This is a genomic window from Ruegeria sp. YTSA072, from assembly GCF_059610285.1.
Window position 1 is genome coordinate 462,343 of record NZ_JBXWNI010000003.1, and the last position, 16,488, is coordinate 478,830.

General features: G+C 55.1%; 12 protein-coding genes, 4 pseudogenes, 1 riboswitch and 1 other annotated feature. Of the genes and pseudogenes, 11 read left to right on the plus strand and 5 right to left on the minus strand.

Features of this window, described 5'->3' with window-relative positions; all coding sequences use genetic code 11:
• Nucleotide 1: 1 nt before the first annotated feature.
• Nucleotides 2–514, minus strand: coding sequence for a Fur family transcriptional regulator (locus AC2FIB_RS08815; protein ID WP_496734856.1), 513 nt, complete (start codon nt 512–514; stop codon nt 2–4).
• 56 nt (nt 515–570) lie between these two features.
• On the opposite strand from AC2FIB_RS08815, the gene AC2FIB_RS08820 reads away from it, so the two are divergent.
• The 8 genes from AC2FIB_RS08820 to AC2FIB_RS08855 all read left to right on the plus strand — a co-directional run bounded on the left by AC2FIB_RS08820 (nt 571) and on the right by AC2FIB_RS08855 (nt 10,390).
• Complete coding sequence (locus AC2FIB_RS08820; RefSeq protein WP_496734858.1) at nt 571–1,623, plus strand: zinc ABC transporter substrate-binding protein; 1,053 nt, start codon at nt 571–573, stop codon at nt 1,621–1,623.
• Between the two features lie 409 nt (nt 1,624–2,032).
• The gene (locus tag AC2FIB_RS08825; RefSeq protein WP_496734859.1) at nt 2,033–2,797 is read left to right on the plus strand and encodes an enoyl-CoA hydratase; all 765 of its coding nucleotides are present in this window, start codon (nt 2,033–2,035) and stop codon (nt 2,795–2,797) included.
• Between the two features lie 320 nt (nt 2,798–3,117).
• Complete coding sequence (locus AC2FIB_RS08830; protein WP_058276691.1) at nt 3,118–3,606, plus strand: CBS domain-containing protein; 489 nt, start codon at nt 3,118–3,120, stop codon at nt 3,604–3,606.
• Nucleotides 3,607–3,630: 24 nt separating this feature from the next.
• The gene (locus AC2FIB_RS08835) at nt 3,631–4,995 is read left to right on the plus strand and encodes an ArsB/NhaD family transporter (protein WP_113788495.1); all 1,365 of its coding nucleotides are present in this window, start codon (nt 3,631–3,633) and stop codon (nt 4,993–4,995) included.
• 138 nt (nt 4,996–5,133) lie between these two features.
• A riboswitch (TPP riboswitch) is annotated at nt 5,134–5,239 on the plus strand.
• A gap of 33 nt (nt 5,240–5,272) precedes the next feature.
• Nucleotides 5,273–6,253, plus strand: a complete 981-nt coding sequence (gene thiB / locus AC2FIB_RS08840) for a thiamine ABC transporter substrate binding subunit (protein WP_496734861.1) — start codon at nt 5,273–5,275, stop codon at nt 6,251–6,253.
• The gene (locus AC2FIB_RS08845; protein ID WP_496841953.1) at nt 6,229–7,776 is read left to right on the plus strand and encodes a thiamine/thiamine pyrophosphate ABC transporter permease ThiP; all 1,548 of its coding nucleotides are present in this window, start codon (nt 6,229–6,231) and stop codon (nt 7,774–7,776) included. The genes thiB and AC2FIB_RS08845 overlap by 25 nt, the downstream gene beginning before the upstream one ends.
• Nucleotides 7,763–8,455 carry a thiamine ABC transporter ATP-binding protein gene (locus AC2FIB_RS08850; protein WP_496734864.1) on the plus strand — a complete coding sequence of 231 codons (693 nt, stop codon included), beginning with the start codon at nt 7,763–7,765 and terminating at the stop codon, nt 8,453–8,455. Before AC2FIB_RS08845 ends, AC2FIB_RS08850 begins: the two co-directional genes overlap by 14 nt.
• A gap of 66 nt (nt 8,456–8,521) precedes the next feature.
• Nucleotides 8,522–10,390, plus strand: a complete 1,869-nt coding sequence (locus AC2FIB_RS08855; protein WP_496841954.1) for an adenylate/guanylate cyclase domain-containing protein — start codon at nt 8,522–8,524, stop codon at nt 10,388–10,390.
• A 31-nt stretch (nt 10,391–10,421) separates the two neighbouring features.
• On the opposite strand, the gene AC2FIB_RS08860 is transcribed toward AC2FIB_RS08855, so the two are convergent.
• Together AC2FIB_RS08860 and AC2FIB_RS08865 are read right to left on the minus strand one after the other, a co-directional pair.
• On the minus strand, nt 10,422–11,387 hold the full coding sequence (locus AC2FIB_RS08860; protein WP_496734867.1) for a GlxA family transcriptional regulator: 966 nt from the start codon (nt 11,385–11,387) through the stop codon (nt 10,422–10,424).
• Nucleotides 11,388–11,631: 244 nt separating this feature from the next.
• A pseudogene (locus AC2FIB_RS08865) lies at nt 11,632–12,092 on the minus strand (CoA ester lyase); the annotation flags it as partial.
• 105 nt (nt 12,093–12,197) lie between these two features.
• On the opposite strand from AC2FIB_RS08865, the pseudogene AC2FIB_RS08870 reads away from it, so the two are divergent.
• Together AC2FIB_RS08870 and AC2FIB_RS08875 are read left to right on the plus strand one after the other, a co-directional pair.
• Nucleotides 12,198–12,576: pseudogene (locus AC2FIB_RS08870) on the plus strand (transposase); the annotation flags it as partial.
• A 567-nt stretch (nt 12,577–13,143) separates the two neighbouring features.
• Nucleotides 13,144–13,797 carry a YrbL family protein gene (locus AC2FIB_RS08875; protein WP_496734868.1) on the plus strand — a complete coding sequence of 218 codons (654 nt, stop codon included), beginning with the start codon at nt 13,144–13,146 and terminating at the stop codon, nt 13,795–13,797.
• 41 nt (nt 13,798–13,838) lie between these two features.
• Here AC2FIB_RS08875 and AC2FIB_RS08880 read toward each other — a convergent pair whose 3' ends face one another.
• Nucleotides 13,839–14,444, minus strand: a complete 606-nt coding sequence (locus AC2FIB_RS08880) for a YrbL family protein (RefSeq protein ID WP_496734869.1) — start codon at nt 14,442–14,444, stop codon at nt 13,839–13,841.
• 547 nt (nt 14,445–14,991) lie between these two features.
• A pseudogene (locus AC2FIB_RS08885) lies at nt 14,992–15,248 on the minus strand (IS3 family transposase); the annotation flags it as partial.
• Here AC2FIB_RS08885 and AC2FIB_RS08890 point away from each other — a divergent pair.
• Nucleotides 15,231–16,368: pseudogene (locus AC2FIB_RS08890) on the plus strand (IS3 family transposase). The pseudogenes AC2FIB_RS08885 and AC2FIB_RS08890 overlap by 18 nt on opposite strands.
• Nucleotides 15,503–15,619, plus strand: a sequence feature (AL1L pseudoknot). (Overlaps the previous pseudogene by 117 nt.)
• Nucleotides 16,369–16,488 lie beyond the last annotated feature (120 nt).

Here is a 16,488-nt window from a genome sequence, read left to right on the forward strand (position 1 = left end):
TCTATGCCTTTTCGGTGCAGTCGGGGCAAACGCCTTCGGCTTCTACAACGGTCCGCTCAATCTCGAAACCCACCGCCCGCGCGGCTGCACCCAGCTCTCCCTTCGCGGGTGTTGAATGTGCTTCGGCCACGGCATCACATTTCCTGCAAATCATGAAGGCCGGGGAATGCGTTGCCCCGGGATGCGCGCAGGCGACAAATGCGTTCAGCCGTTCGATTTTGTGGACAAACCCGTTCTCGACAAGAAAATCGAGGGCGCGATAAGCCACCGGCGGCTGCGATCCGAAGCCTTCGTCGCGCAATCGATCAAGGATTGTATAGGCTCCCAAGGCCCGATGTTCCTGCAGCAGCATTTCCAAAACCTTGCGCCGCACGGGAGTCAGCCGCAAACCTTCTTCTTTGCACCGGGTCTCGGCAACGGTCAGGCTGCTTTCGACGCAGTGCGCGTGGTCGTGCTTTTGGAATCCGACAAGGGCGGAGTCTTCGGCAGGTGCAGGTCTCGTCTCACTTGTCATGTTATTCCATATCATATATGCCACTCGCAACGTTATAAAATCACATAGAGGGTTTGATGTCCAGAAAGCTTCTTCCTGTTTCGATCACGGCTGCGTTTATGGGGGGCAATGCAATGGCCGATGTCCCAAATGTTGCAGTTGATATTGCACCGGTGCACTCGTTGGTGGCGCGCGTGATGGAAGGTGTTGGCACACCTAACCTGATCGTACAAACTGGCGCGTCCCCGCATGAATACAACCTGCGCCCTTCTGAGGCGGCTGCCCTGCAAAATGCGGATCTGGTATTCTGGATGGGCGAGGACCTGACCCCATGGATGGAAGGCGCGGTAGAGACCCTGGCCAACGGCGCGACAGTCACCCCCCTGTTGGAAGTGGATGGCACCGTCCTACTGGATTTCCGCGAGGATGCGCTGTTCGAGGCGCACGATCATGACGATGAAGATCACGCCGAAGAGGAGGAACATGACGATCATGGTCACGAGGATCATGCCGACGACAAAGACCATGACGATCATGACCACGAAGAGCATGCCGAGGGTGAAGACCACGATCACGAGGCTCATGCAGAACACGACGACCACCATGACCACGCGCATGGCGATCATGATCCGCATGCCTGGCTTTCGCCCAAAAACGCCGACACCTGGCTGAACGTGATTGCCGCGCAGCTTTCCGCAGCGGACCCGGACAATGCGGGTGCATACTTCGCAAACGCGGCGGCTGCGCGCGAAGAGATGGCAGCCCTCTCTGCTGAAGTAAGTGCAACTCTGGAACCTGTACGCGGAAGCAACTTCATCGTGTTCCACGATGCCTATCAGTACTTCGAGAACGCCTTCGACATCCCCGCGTCAGGTGCGATTTCGCTCAGCGACGCGTCAGATCCAAGCCCTGCTCGGATTTCTGAGATTCAGGGGCGCATTCGCGAAGAAGGGATCAATTGTGTTCTGTCGGAACCGCAATTCAACCCCGGCATCGTCGCCACTGTCTTGGACGGAACCGAAGCGAATACCGGTGTGATAGATCCACTAGGTTCTGATCTTGAACCCGGGGCTAAGCTGTACCCGCAAATGATCAGGAACATCGCAAAAACATTGGCGGAATGTCTGTGATCTGACCAGCAGCCCGTTTTGGCATGGAAATCCAGAGCGGGCTGACCTGAATGATCACCAAGTGCAGAAAAACCGGAGCTGCGGGCTCGGAGTTCAGATTTTAGGCCCTATTTTTTTGGTGTCTTTAAGTATTACTTTTTACTCCGATGTCACAATTTCCATAGCCGCCCCGCAATCTACCACGGGCTTGACTGGCAGCGGAACAAGGATTGGGTAATTTGTGAGGCATTGTAGCAGCGCGTCGCGTCTTGCGCGCGGCGCGATCCACTCTGCACACTCGCCCAGCGACGTGAGGTAACCGCCCTGATTTGTTGACGCAGGCTATCGGCCCGCATACGAACTTGCCCACATGCAGGAAACCCACAGCCGACGCGGCACAAATTCCGCCGGACATCCAAGGAATAACGCCATGAGCGAACATATCATCGTCAGCACTCAGGATCGCGTCACCACAGTCACGATTTCTCGCACAGACAAGAAAAACGCGATCACTTTTGCCATGTATACCGCGATAGCTGAAGCCATCGAAGAATACGGTCAAACCGATCAAGCCCGGGCGCTGGTCATCACTGGTGAAGGCAATATGTTCACAGCCGGGAATGACCTGCAGGACTTTATGACAGGCGGTCTTCCGGCGGGTGACGCTGAAAATCCGATTATTCGGTTCCTGAATGCGATCCGGGATTGTCCGAAACCCCTGATCGCCGCAGTCAACGGGTCTGCAATTGGTGTTGGCCTGACCATGCTGCTGCACTGCGATCTGGTCTATTCCGCGAACAGCGCTACATTCAGAGCTCCATTTGTCCAACTGGGTCTGGTGCCCGAGGCCGGTTCTTCGATGTTGCTGCCTGCGTCCCTCGGTATGGCTGTCGCCAATGACGTCTTGCTGGCCGGGCGGGTTCTGACGGCATCCGAGGCCCTGAACCACGGGTTGGTCGCGCGCGTCTTTGCCGACGGTGAGTTGATGTACGAAGTCCAGGAGATCGCAAAAGCCATTGCAGCCTCATCCCCGGTAGCGCTCAAACAGTCAAAGGCCCTGATCCGCAATCAACGTGACGAAGTGGCCGGACACATGGCCGCAGAAATCAAGATTTTTGCCGCGCAGCTACAATCCCCGGATTTCGCCGAAAGCGTTGCGGCCAAACTGCAAAAACGCGCACCGAATTACAGCTGACACGCGCCTTTGAGGGACTACGGCTTTCCTCGCCTCGAAGGCAGCCCCGGTTATTTCGGAAACGAAAGCTGAGGCACAAAACGCCACTGACGCAAACCCAAGCTGAAACCAACCTTCCTTTATTGGCCTACATCGCGAATAACGGAAGGATATCAGCTTAATTTCATTACCGGGCTGGTCAATTCCGCCCGGCAATGGAATCAGTGCGCATCAACAAATTTTGATTCGCCCTGACACGCTTTAACAAGCCGAAAAAGGGCGTGCCCTGTGGCTGTTGGATGGCGTTTCACCCGATAGCCGCGTGAAGTCAGAGGAAAAGCATGGGCCTAACCTGCTATGACGTGATGGTACCGTCTGAGGTACAAAAGACCATTCTGCCGGATGAAAGCATCGCCACGGCCTTCAACATCATCAGGGGCAGCCGGGCACGATTTCTGCCTGTCGTGGCTGAAGACGGAACTTATGTTGGTGTCTTTACCGCGCCGACGCTGCTGAAACTGATTCTGCCGAAGGCGGCGACAATCGGTCTGAATGATGATGCGTCGCGCGTCGCGATCGACTCGCTCAGCTTCATGAATCTGACGCGGGAAGATTTCGAACAACAGATGGAGCGGCTGAAGACCGAAAAGGTTCGCGACAACATGTCGAGGCCCTCGAACATCCCCGTTGCTGCACCCGACACGCCGGTGATGGAAGGTATCTTCCTGATCTACAAATACAAACGGCACGTGATCCTTGTTGAGCCCGAAACCAACCGTTTCGTTGGCACCGTAAGCGCCAACTCGCTTTTGGATCGCGCACTCAGCTAACCCTATACAAACCGGACTAAAACTTTGGCTACGCATTCGACGTCACACGGAGAGGCCGCTCTCTCTGTTCCACAACTATTGGGCATTGATCCGCTTTGGATCGCGACCGGAATTCTGATTTTGGTGTATGCGGTCCTGATCACCGAAAAGGTCAACCGCGCCATTCTGACGATGTTGGGCGCGTCCCTGATGGTCCTGTTTGGCATCATCAATCAGGAACAGGCCGTGGCGGGTGTGGACGCCAACACTTTGGCACTGCTTATCGGCATGATGGTCATCGTGGGGATCACCAGCAAATGCGGATTGTTCCAATACGTAGCGATCAAGGCCGCAAAAGCGGTGAAAGCCAATCCAACCGGCATCCTGATCATGCTGACGCTGATTACGGCGGTGTTCTCGGCCCTGCTGGACAACGTGACGACCGTTTTGCTGATCGCCCCGATTACGCTGCTGATCACTGAAGCCCTGGAAACGCGTGTGTTCCCGTTTTTTGTCGCCGAGATCCTGGCCTCGAACGTGGGGGGAACAGCGACGCTGATCGGTGACCCGCCCAACATCATCATTGGCTCGGCCGCAGGGCTTAGCTTCAACGATTTCGTGGTGAACCTGGCGCCTATCTCGGCCATATGTCTGGTTGTCCTGACCGGCATTATTTACCTTATGAACCGCAAGGAACTGGCCCGCATTCCGAAATCGGCCAGCGATCGGATTATGGGTTTCAACGAATCCGAAGCGGTTACTGATGTTGTCTTGATGATCAAGTCTCTGGCCGTTTTGGCTCTGGTTTTGCTCGGGTTCACGCTGGGGCACAGCTACGGCATTCAGCCGGGTACGTCAGCGTTGGCCGGTGCAGGCCTGTTGATGCTGCTGGCCTATGGCCACCAAAGCGGTGAAGAACAGTCGGAGTCGGTTCACCACATCTTTGGTGAAGTTGAATGGGTCACAATCTTTTTCTTCGGTGGGCTGTTCGTCATTGTTGCCGGTGTCGAACATGTTGGACTGCTAGCATTCTTCGGTGAAAAAGTGCTGGAGCTCACCCAAGGCGACATGATGTGGACCGCGTTCTTCATCTTCTGGGCCTCTGGCATCCTGTCGGCCATTCTGGACAACATCCCGTTTGTGGCAACGATGATCCCTCTGATCGAATCCACCGCGGATACATTTGGCGGCGAAGACGCGATTGAGCCCTTGTGGTGGTCGCTGGCGCTTGGGGCCTGTCTGGGCGGCAACGGTACACTGTTGGGAGCAAGCGCCAACCTTACGGTGGCTGCTTTTGCGGAAAAGGCCAAGCAGCCCATCGGCTTCATCGCCTTCGCCAAAATTGCATTCCCGATCATGATCCTGACCCTGATGATCGCGAACGTTTATATTTGGCTGCGTTACTTCTGACCCTATGGCCCTTTGAACCAAACGCAATACAGGTTCAAAGGGCGTCGGACTCCGGACAGATTTACTTGCCCGCATTCGACACGCGCCGCGCTGAGGCACCGAATTTGGTTGTCTTTCTAGCCAATCCCCCCTAGTGACGGCCTCACCTCGGGGAGCACGGCCTGCCGCGCTGAGATGCTTATCAAGCGAACCCGTAGAACCTGAACCGGCTAGAACCGGCGGAGGGAAGGGTTTCGGTTTCATCCATCCTTGCCCTCTCGCCGCAATGGAGGATGACATGAAACATCTGCTAATTGCTGCGGGACTTCTGAGTGCAACTTCGGCTATCGCCGCCGACAAGCCTCAGCTTACCGTTTACACCTATGACAGCTTTGTATCCGACTGGGGCCCCGGCCCGCAGGTCAAGGAAGCTTTTGAAGCGGTCTGCGACTGCGAGCTGAACCTTGTTGGCGTCGAAGATGGTGCCGCGCTGTTGTCGCGTGTCCGGCTTGAGGGTGAAAACTCTGACGCGGACGTTGTGCTTGGATTGGACACCAACCTGATTGCAGCGGCCCGGGAAACCGGCCTGTTTGCGCCCAATTCCGTCTCTGCCGACTTCGCGCTGCCGATCGAATGGACCGATGACACGTTCACACCGTATGACTGGGGCTACTTCGCCTTTGTTCACAAAGCGGACGCGACAGCACCTGCAAACTTCCGGGAACTGGCGGACAGCGACACCAAGATCATCATCCAGGACCCTCGCTCGTCCACGCCCGGTCTGGGCCTGCTGATGTGGGTCAAAGCGGCTTATGGTGAGGAAGCACCCGAAATCTGGGCTGGTCTTTCCGACAACATCGTGACCGTTACCAAGGGTTGGTCCGAGGCATACGGCCTGTTCCTTGAGGGCGAGTCGGACATGGTTCTCAGTTACACCACATCTCCGGCCTATCACCTGATCGCCGAGGATGACGGCAGCAAAGCCGCGTCAGCTTTCGACGAAGGCAATTACTTGCAGGTCGAAGTTGCTGCAAAGCTGGCTGAAACAGATCAGGCCGAACTGGCGGATCAGTTTTTGCAGTTCATGGTCTCGGACGCGTTCCAGCAAATCATTCCGACGACCAACTGGATGTATCCGGCCGTAACCCCGGCAGACGGCCTGCCCAAAGGGTTCGAAACCCTGACAGTGCCGGCAAAGTCGCTTCTGTTCTCTCCCGATGAAGCCGCCGCCGTGCGGGATCAGGCCCTGGCAGAATGGCAGAACGCGCTCAGCCAGTAAGCCCATGGCCCGGTATCGGTGCGGCGGCCCTGGTCGCCGCGCTGATCCTGGGCACTCTTGCGGCGGTTGCACTGCGTGCTGAAACCAGCGGCGGGTTCACTCCCGCCGACTGGGCTGCGCTGCGGTTCACGCTGACCCAAGCCACACTGTCCGCATTGTTCAGCGTGGTGTTGGCAGTGCCGGTTGCGCGGGCTTTGGCACGTCGGAGGTTCCCCGGCCGACGGGCTTTAATTGCGCTTTTGGGCGCGCCCTTCATCCTGCCGGTCATCGTTGCCATTTTGGGTCTGCTGCAAGTTTTTGGCCGGTCGGGGTGGATCTCGGACTTCCTTGGCATTTTCGGCCTGCCGCCCATACGAATCTACGGCTTGCATGGCGTCGTACTGGCGCATGTGTTTTTCAACCTGCCTCTGGCCACACGCCTTGTGTTGCAAGCCTGGCAGGAAATTCCGGCAGAACGGTATCGCCTGGCCGCACAACTGGGATGCAACGGCATGGCCATGTTTCGACTGATCGAGATGCCGATGCTGAAACGGACCCTGCCCGGGGTTCTTGCAGTAATCTTCGCCATTTGCCTGACCAGCTTCGCCGTCGCCCTCACCTTGGGCGGAGGACCACGGGCCACAACGATCGAACTGGCGATCTATCAGGCCTTCACCTACGATTTCGACCTGGGCCGCGCCGCCCTGTTATCCGCCCTGCAACTTGCCCTGACAGCTGCGACCGCTTTAGTGGCGCTGAAGTTTTCGCGCGGGGACGGTTTTGGAACAGGCCTTGATCGCGCATTGCGCCGCTGGGACGGGGGTGCGCCGACGATAGATGTATTCTGGATCGTCGCAGCGGCCGTCTTTTTGCTACTGCCTTTGGCATCGGTCGTAATTTCGGGAGTTGCCGGGTTGTTTGACATGCCCGCAATCGTTTTTCGAGCCGCGTTGATCTCGGTCCTTGTTGCCGCTGCAAGCACCGCAGTCCTGCTTTTGCTTGCTTTGCCTATGGCCACCGCTGTCGCGAGCGGCCGGTACGGGCTTGTGGAACTCAGCGGCATTTTGGGTTTGGCCGCATCACCACTGGTGATCGGTACGGGCCTGTTCATCTTAATCCGGCCTTTGGCAAACCCGACGACATTGGCTCTGCCTGTCACTGCTTTGGTAAATGCTGCGATGGCCCTGCCCTTTGCTTTACGCATTCTGGTCCCCGCGGCGCGCGACATAACCGCCAGGCACGGACGTCTCGCGCTTTCATTGGATATGACAAAATGGACGTTTTTCACGCGCATCTTGCTACCACGCATGCGTCCGCAGATCGGGTTCGCCGCTGGTCTTGGGGCGGCTCTGTCAATGGGTGATCTGGGCGTGATCGCACTGTTCGCCGATCCGCAGATCGCGACCCTGCCCTTGCAAATCTACCGCCTGATGGGCGCCTATCAGATGCAGGCGGCTGCCGGCGGGGCATTAATGCTGTTGCTGCTGTCCATGGGCGCATTCTGGCTATTGGACCGAGGAGGGCGCTCGCATGCTGAAGCTTGACGACTGTGTGATTGAAAACGGGAATTTCACCCTAAACGCCGATATCCAGATCGAGGTTGGCAACAGCATTGCCATTGTAGGCCCGTCCGGGGCGGGCAAGTCCACATTGCTGGAGACTATCGCTGGATTTCGGGATCTAAAAAAGGGTCAGATTTTTTGGAGTGGACAACAGATTTCCAACTTGCATCCCGGCAAGCGCCCTATGGCGATGCTGTTTCAAGACGGAAACCTGTTTCCGCATCTGACGGCTGAACAAAACATCGCCCTGGGCCTGCGCCCAAACGGTCGGTTGTCCGAAGACGAGGATGCACAGGTTCAGTCCGCTCTGGGCCGGGTTTCTTTGCATGGTTTGGGCGCGCGCAAACCCTCGGAACTGTCCGGAGGACAGCAAAGCCGGGTTGCCCTGGCCCGCGTACTTGTGCAGCGGCGCGAACTGTTGCTTTTGGACGAACCGTTTGCCGCCCTTGGGCCAGCCTTGAAAGCCGAAATGCTGGATTTGGTGGCCGATCTGGTGGCCGAAACCCAAACGACCCTGCTGATGGTCAGCCACGATCCGCAGGATGCACGCCGTATTGCCGACCAGACCGTACTTGTTGCAGACGAAACGGTGCATGCCCCCGTTCAGACAACGGAACTCTTTGACAACCCGCCGCCAAGTCTGCGTGCCTATCTTGGCTAGCGGTGATCCCGCCTCAGAAGTCAACGAGGCGTTGTAACGGGTCGCCAAGCTAAATATCGTTCAAAGATGGTCAACGAAGACAAGCATACGCAGCACACTGGCGTGATCGGCAAAAGCGCCCAGGCGCAAAGCAACCGCCAAACAAGGTTGAAAATCCGAATTTCCACTCTGCTGGCGCTGACCATTGGCGGGCTGGTGGCAATATCGGCGGGCGCAGTTCTGTTGGTTTCGACTTATGCCAATTTTCAGAACACGACGGAACTGTTGAATACGTCTGCCGCGATGATCGTCGAATCCATCGAAGACGATATCTTCAGCCTGACGACACCGATCGAGGAACTGGCACAATCCCTACAAGAAGACGCAAGCACGGGTGAAGTCGACCTGCACGACACCGATTTTCTGAGAGCCTACTTCAAAGGCGTGGTGGCTTCGGTCCCGTATCTGACAGATCTTGCCATCGTGTATCCTGACGGCAGTCTGTTTATTTCAACACATGTCACCGATGTTGAGGGGCCACGTTTAATAACGTCATACGAACCTCCGGCTGCAGGCACGCTTCAGTATCTTAAAGATGTTAAAGGCTATGATGGTTTGTTCTGGAACGAACCCTTCTTTGACCAGGGCCGGACACATATCTCAGCGACTGTACCTGCCTATAAAGACGGTATTTTCCTCGGGGCCGTGCTCGTTTCTTCTACCGTTCACCATTTCTCGGGCCTGGTCGACGAGTTAAGCGGGAAATACGGGGCAACCGGTTTTGTTCTGTACGGTGACAACCGCGTTCTGGCCCATCCCAAATTGCTGAACCTGTCTGCAAACACGTTAAGCTCAAACGCCCCCTTGCATTCGGTCGCAGCACTTGATGACGCGGTCATCTCACAAATGCTGATGCAGCCACCCGAGTTTCAGGGCAACGATGGAACATTTGTCGGATATGTGGTCGAGGCGCTGGACGGAGAACACCTGGTTTTGACAAGCATCGTCAGCGGCTTCGGATCTGAGCCGTGGGTGATCGGGCAGTATTCTCCACTGAGCGATTGGAGCAACCAATGGTCCCGGCTGAGTGATGCCGCCCTGGTCAGTCTTGGTTTACTGATCGCTTCGGTCATTGCGGCGCTTGTGTTGGCCAGACGATTGGCGGCACCCATTCACAGGTCGACCGAAGAAGCCATCAAAATCAGCGAGCTGAATCTGAACCAGATCGACCACCTGCCCCCATCTCGGGTCTCAGAACTGAACCTTCAGGCTGTTGCCTTCAACAAGATGCTCGACGGGCTGCGCTGGTTTCAAACTTATTTGCCCCGAACCCTTGTACGGCAAATGCTAAAGACCGGAGACCCTAACCTTGTGTTGCCGCGCGAAGTCGAACTGACCGTCATGTTCGCCGACATCGTGGGGTTCACACCCGCATCCGAGGCCATGACGCCACAAGCCACGGCAGCAATGCTGAACCGGCATTTCGAGATCCTGAACCGCTGTATAGAAGCCGAGGGCGGAACGCTCGACAAATACATCGGCGACGCGGCGATGGCGTTCTGGGGGGCGCCCCAGGACCAGACGGACCATGCCGAACGCGCCTGCCGGGCTGCAATGGCAATCAAGCGATCACTAGCTGAGGCTGGCGTCGAGTACGGCGTCAAAATCGCGGTGCACACCGGACCGCTGATTGTCGGCAACATCGGGGCCGTCGACAGGATGAATTACACCGTGATCGGCGACACAGTGAACACCTGTGCCCGGATCGAGACCCTTGTAGGCGAGCTGCCAAGTGACGAGCAAACCACGATTTTGATCAGCGATGCCACAGCGCGACTGATCAGCCCGGCTTTTCATCTGATCGACTGCGGCGAATTCACGGTCAAAGGACGTTCAAGGAAAGTGAATGTCTACCGCCTTTGCGATGCAGATAAGACCCTTGGCCCCTCAGCGTAACCTGCCAGAAATTCCAGAGGCCATATAACGGTCAATCGGTGCGCCGCAATTGCTTTGGTGTTTTGCCGTATTCGGCCTTGAATGTCTGGGCAAGCGTAGAGGTTGATGCAAAACCGCAGGCAATGGCGATGTCAATAATCGGCATTTGCGAGTTCGAGACCAGGGTAAACGCTTTTTTTAATCTGATCTTTCTATAAAATTTTCCGGGCGATGTGCTCAGTTGCAGCATGAACTGGCGCTCTAACTGCCGGGTTGAAACCCCAACGCGGCGGGCAAGACTGGCCGTTGGCAACGGGTGTTCCGTGTTCTCTTCCATGATGCGGATCGCGTTTTGCAGCCGCTTTTCCAGGAAATTCGGGTTCGCACTCAGGCCTTTGGGTTGCTCTTGCGCGTGGCCCCGAACGTCGTTCAGCATCAATTGGCAGGCCAGTTCAGCCCTGTCCTGAGGCTCAAGAACCTCAGCCAGAATGCCGATGATCGCCTCGACGGTATGACCGTGCCCGGCGCAAGTCAGCACCGTTCCATTTCGGGCAACAAGACTTTCAGAAAGCATGGGGTAATCCCCAATCTCACGCAGCAAACCTATGTCGCGCCAATGTGCCGTGACCGGCCCGGATTGTTGCACTGTCGCCTTGATATATTCGCGCGCCGCGTCCGAAAACAAGGCAACCGGTCGTTTATGCTTTTGCATTGCCCGGACGCGTCGCAACCATGTACTGACATTTCCCAATTGACCGCCCACGACACACAGGCAATCGCTCAGATACTGGTCAGAGATGGCAGGCGTTGCCCGCACAATCAGGTCTGAACTGCTGGACACCAGACCGGGCGTGTCCGACGTAATCTGCCACCGAAAAAGATCGCGGTTGAGAACATCATTTGCCGTCTGCAAAACTGCAATGATTGATGACAGCTCAAGATACGCAAACTCGGCCTGAACAAAAATCTCGAAAGCTATTTGCTGTTCGGTCTTCGATTTGTCTGTGGGTGTTAACATTCGACGAGATCTTGTTGTTCTTTATCAGCGCGATAGCCCCTTAAAAGACCCGATCAATCTCTAGGACAGCCGAACATCAAAGCGAGGGCTTAGTTTGAACCGATCACAAGAATGAAAGCAAGTAGCAAGTCCGCGTGCCCGAACGCAGCGGCTGTCGAGACCGAACTTTTTCAGCCACAAACTAAAACGCCAAAGCGCGGGAGCTGAATACCCCGACGCCAAGGAGCAATAGATTTACGTCGACTTATTCCGCTGCAATCTGGCATGCCATTTCGACCAACATTTCTGCCTGACGGATCGAGGCATAGTCGATCAGTCGTCGATCCAGCGACACAGAACCTATCCCGGATGCCTCGGCTCCGGCCATGGCAACAAGGATACACTGCGCTTTTGAACACCTCGGCGTTAGATGGGGTATGACCTCATTGGCCAATGCAATTTGGCTGGGATGAATGGCTCACTTCCCTTCACAACCCAATACTTCTGCTCGTTTTGCCCCAGCGTGATACCGTTAGTATCTTGGAAATCGCCAAACGCTCCTTCATTCGGGCGTAGATCGTTTGGGGGTGCGGCGAAAAACATGCGAGCCAAGGCTTAGTGCCATATGTCGTCCCAGTGGATCAAACGGCCACTATCGGCATCCGCAGTTGCCAGAACCGAGTAATCTGGAGTCATTCCGCCAATAATCGTTGTTCGTGCGAGAGTTTAGGCGGCGGGCACTGTTGCAAACTGCTGACCATTGGCCTTAGTTTCAGGATGCATTCATTTCAGGTGCGCAGCGTCATTCACTGCTCAAAAATGAGCAGTGACATGAGCGGTCTCTGTTGGCTACCAACGAGCAATTGGCCAAGCTTGCCTTTTTTTCAAATTCGCGCGGCAAGCCTCGGGTTGATGGAAAGTGTGCTTTGAATGGGGTTATCTTCATCAATCGCAATAGGTTGCGCGGGCGGGATGCCTCCAAGAAATACGGACCGCACAAAACACTCTACAGCCGGTGGTAGCGTTGGAGCGAGATAGGCATCTTCGCGCGAATTATGGCAGGTCTGGCAGCCAACACGGCGAAGAGAAGACCGTCATGATCGACACGACCTACCTCAAAGTCCACTGCGCGGCGTCCAGTTTGGGCGTGAAAAAGGGGAGGTGTAGCCGTCTGATTAGCAGAGCCAAGGACGGTATGAATACCAATTTGCCTCCATCTCCTGAGGCCGCGGTGTATACCCTGCCGGAGCTTCCGTCGCCACCCGCGGGCAGTGGCGTTGATCGACCCGATCATCGGCGAGGTCGAGGCCCCATCCCCAGAGCTGAAAGCAATGGCGCGCGATCTGTGCCATGCGCTGAACCTGAAAACCCCAAAGTGATTTGCCGAAACCCCCGCGAAACGGAAACCCACAGGCGCGCGAAAGGGCCGCAAGAAATAGAATTTAAGGAACACCGTGCCGGAATTGCCAAGTTTTTTGACATCGGTCTCCAGGGATGCCGGATGGCGCGGTCAGGTCGTCATCGTTAGGCTATGACTGTTCCAGAGTTCAAGCGTGCCCGACAGGCGTAGCGACAGGGGATGGCGGTCTCAAGCATGAGTCGCGCGACAGGTACTGCAGCGATCCAATCGGTTCATGGCAACAATCAAGATGGTCAACGACCTTGCGCAGCTTAAATTTTAAGTATCACAATTACAATTGCCTCCGGCGTTTGACGTGACAATATCTATGGTCAAAAAACAACTTGCGCTGGTTCGGAATCAACTTAAACAGAAAATATGAAATGCCACCAAAATCCCACTCTGCTTGAACTAGGAAACAGCCCTGTTATCGCGAAGGGAAACAGGCAATTCGTATATGAACACCCATTTGACAAGGGGTTGCTGTTAAAGGTTCCGCAACCTCACACAATGGATGCAGGTTCGAGGCTTGTAACCGACAAGTGGTATGACCGACTGTTTCGCAGAGCTACCGCTTTTAAGGGTTTCATGCGTGAGTTTGATGAAGCCTTTTTTCTGATGATCCGCCATCAGGAAAGTCCGGAAGTGATGCCCGTTTGCAGGGTGTTTGGCACCGCACCGACAGACAAAGGTTTGGCGCTTGTCTATGAACGCATTTCTGATCCGGATGGACAGCTTTCCCCAAGTCTGGGTCAGTTGATTGCCGAAGATCGTCTCACCCCTCAGCATTTGAGCGATCTCAATAAACACTTCGACCAACTGTCAGATGAACGCGTCATCATAAGCAACAAGAACACGGGCAATCTTGTTTATCAAACATGGTCCGACGGATCCGGGCGATGGGTCTGGATTGACAGCTTTGGGTCTAAACAAGTCATTCCCCTGCGAAGATGGGTTCGCAGTTACAATGACCGCAAGCTTGGCCAGGTTAGAAAAAAGTTCTTTGACTTGATAGACGCCGCAAAGGGCTAGTCGTCAGACTAGCCCATTTGATTGCCGTAGAGAGGGTTCTATCAGCCCAGACCAAATGCCTGGCCCATGCGCGTCCGGCGGCGCTCGATGGATTTGTGGAATGCTAAATCAGAGACCAGCGTCAGCGGAAACAGCACTCTTTCGCCTAAACCATCGATAACGACCAGTTTCCCATCGCGTTCTTGCGCCCGTACAATGTTTTCAAAACTCAGGTCGCCCACGATAATCCGGCCACGTTCAAGGTCGTCCATGAGTTCCATGAATTCACTGTGTAGCTGTTTGCGCTCTGACATGTCATCGCCCAATGCGGCCCGTTCCGATTCCAGCGTTGGCGCCAAATCGCCATCAGGACCGGTCATCTTTTCGACCACCAGTGCTGGTCCTTGAGATGTTGCAGCATACCCCATAAAATCCGCAAGGCGTTCAATCTCGGGGCAGCCTCGTGTCAACGCGGCTAAGTATTCGTTTGCTTCCCGGTTCCACTGACGGAGGTTGCCATAGCGCCTCTCGGCATAACGAGGAATTACGTGGTTGCGCACCGGTTCATCCACCCGGACTTTCAACAGCGCGCGCTCAAAAAACGGATGCTGATAAATTTCGTAGTTGCGGCTTCTTCGCAATGGCCGAATTTTACTTAAGTCAATCATGTTGTTTTGCCGATCCTAATAAAGAAGATCACCGATTACAGCCATCCTCTCAAACCAAGGTCTCCAATTAGTCCTTTTCATGTTTGAGGACAACCAGATGCCGGGGTCAGGTGTTTAATACCTGCATCTCGTGGACTGGATCGATATTGAATCGACCCGGATCTGATGTCCAGATTTTGCTGGTGTATTTGTTTGCCTTCAGGCCGCTTGGTTTCTTCAAGCTACGGAAGTAGATTTAGGCATATAGAAGTCGGTCAAATGCGAGCGAACATTGTCCTGGATTTCGTAGCGATACTGCTTGTGGTTGCCTCACAAATCGGCGGCAAAGCGTCTACAAGTCTAAAGGCACCCTTTATACCGAAATCTATATTGAGGACGCTATCACCGTAACAATCTTGCATGTGCTTCGCGCGGCAGAGCAATGGCCTGAATCCTAATCAGTCCTGCGCTCAACACGAAAGATCTCGCTCAGAGCTATTTGAACACCATTGTTTTAAACGGTCCTAAGCCTCCGCTGGCAACTCAGGATCACGTGAGCAAGAAAGTCAATCAGGTACAGGTTTTCACGGCAGAAATCGTCGTTCACATCCAAGATGCGGAGCCAGCGAGACGCGCCGAACCTGCCGAACAGAAAATCCAAGGACTAACACTCTTCAAGCAACGGAGCCTCTGGCAGGGGCGTCCGCCAACCACGGACCGGCCTGTCGCCCAGCCTCTCCTTGTGTACAGTCTATAAAGTTTCTAGTGGTTGATGATCATTCCCTTACGCTCCAGTATCACTCCGAACTGCCAACAGCCTATCCGGTTGAACTTCGCGAACGCGGTGTTTGGCTTTTCCGCGAGAACCGCTCAGAATATGCCAGCGACAATGCCGCTTATCGTGGGATAGCGCCAAAGCGTGGCTGTTCGCCGGATAGCCTGCGAGTTTGGTGTCAGCAGGCGGAACGTGATGCTGGAGAGCGTGCCGGCCTGACGTCTGAAAAGAAGGATCGGATCATAGGTCTTGAGCGCGAGGTTCGGGGGTTACGCCAAGCCAACGAGATCCTGAAGAAAGCATCTGCGAATTTTGCCCAGGCGGAGCTCAACCGCCCATTCAAACGATGATCGCCTTCTTTGAGGATCACAAAGTAGTCCACGGGGTCGAGCCGATCTGCAGGCTGCTGCCGATTGCCCCGTCCACGTTCTGTGCTCATTCTGCCATTGGTCGTGATCCTGATCTGGCATCGAATCGGGCCAAATGGGACACCATTGACCGCGAAAGGATCAACATCGCACGGTGCATAATGGAACGGTTGGTGAAAGTGACGGGAGTACAGGGTGTTATACGAGGGAAAAACCGATCACGACTAATCCGGATACGTCACAGCCGTGTCCATACGATAAAGTCAATCGCTACTTCACAGCCAGCATGCCAAACTAGCTTTGGGTGAGTGACTTCACCTATGCCTCATGATAGCAGGGCATGGTCTATGTTGCTTTTATCATCGATGTCTTCGCTCGCAAGATCGTCGGTTGGCGCGTTTTGACATCCATGACAACCGGTTTTGTTCTGAACGCTTTGAACCAGGCTACATGCCAGAGAGCACCATCAGGGGACCAGGTGCACCATTCGAACCGCGGGTCGCAATATCTGTCCATTCGCTACACCGAACGCTTGGCCGAAGCGGGCATCGATCCTTCTGTGGGTCGCGTCGGCGACAGCTACGACAATGCCTTAGACGAAAGCACAATCCGCCTGTTCAAAACCGAGATCATTGACTTCATGAGGCCCTGGAAATCCGCCGGGCTGGTCAAATGGGAAACCCTGAAATGGGTGAACTGGTACAACACAAAACGCCTACACAGCAAAGTCGGATACATCACGCCGCAAGAAGCAAAGGAAAATTTCTATGAAACCTTGAATGCCGCTGAAAAAGCAACCTAACATTTGAAACAGGCACTCTCCAGTTATCCCGGGGCAGTTCAATGAGATCCGCACAGCACTTCATCGAGACGCCAAACAATCCCCAGGACGACCCTGTCTCTGCCACTAGTTTCGAGCGAT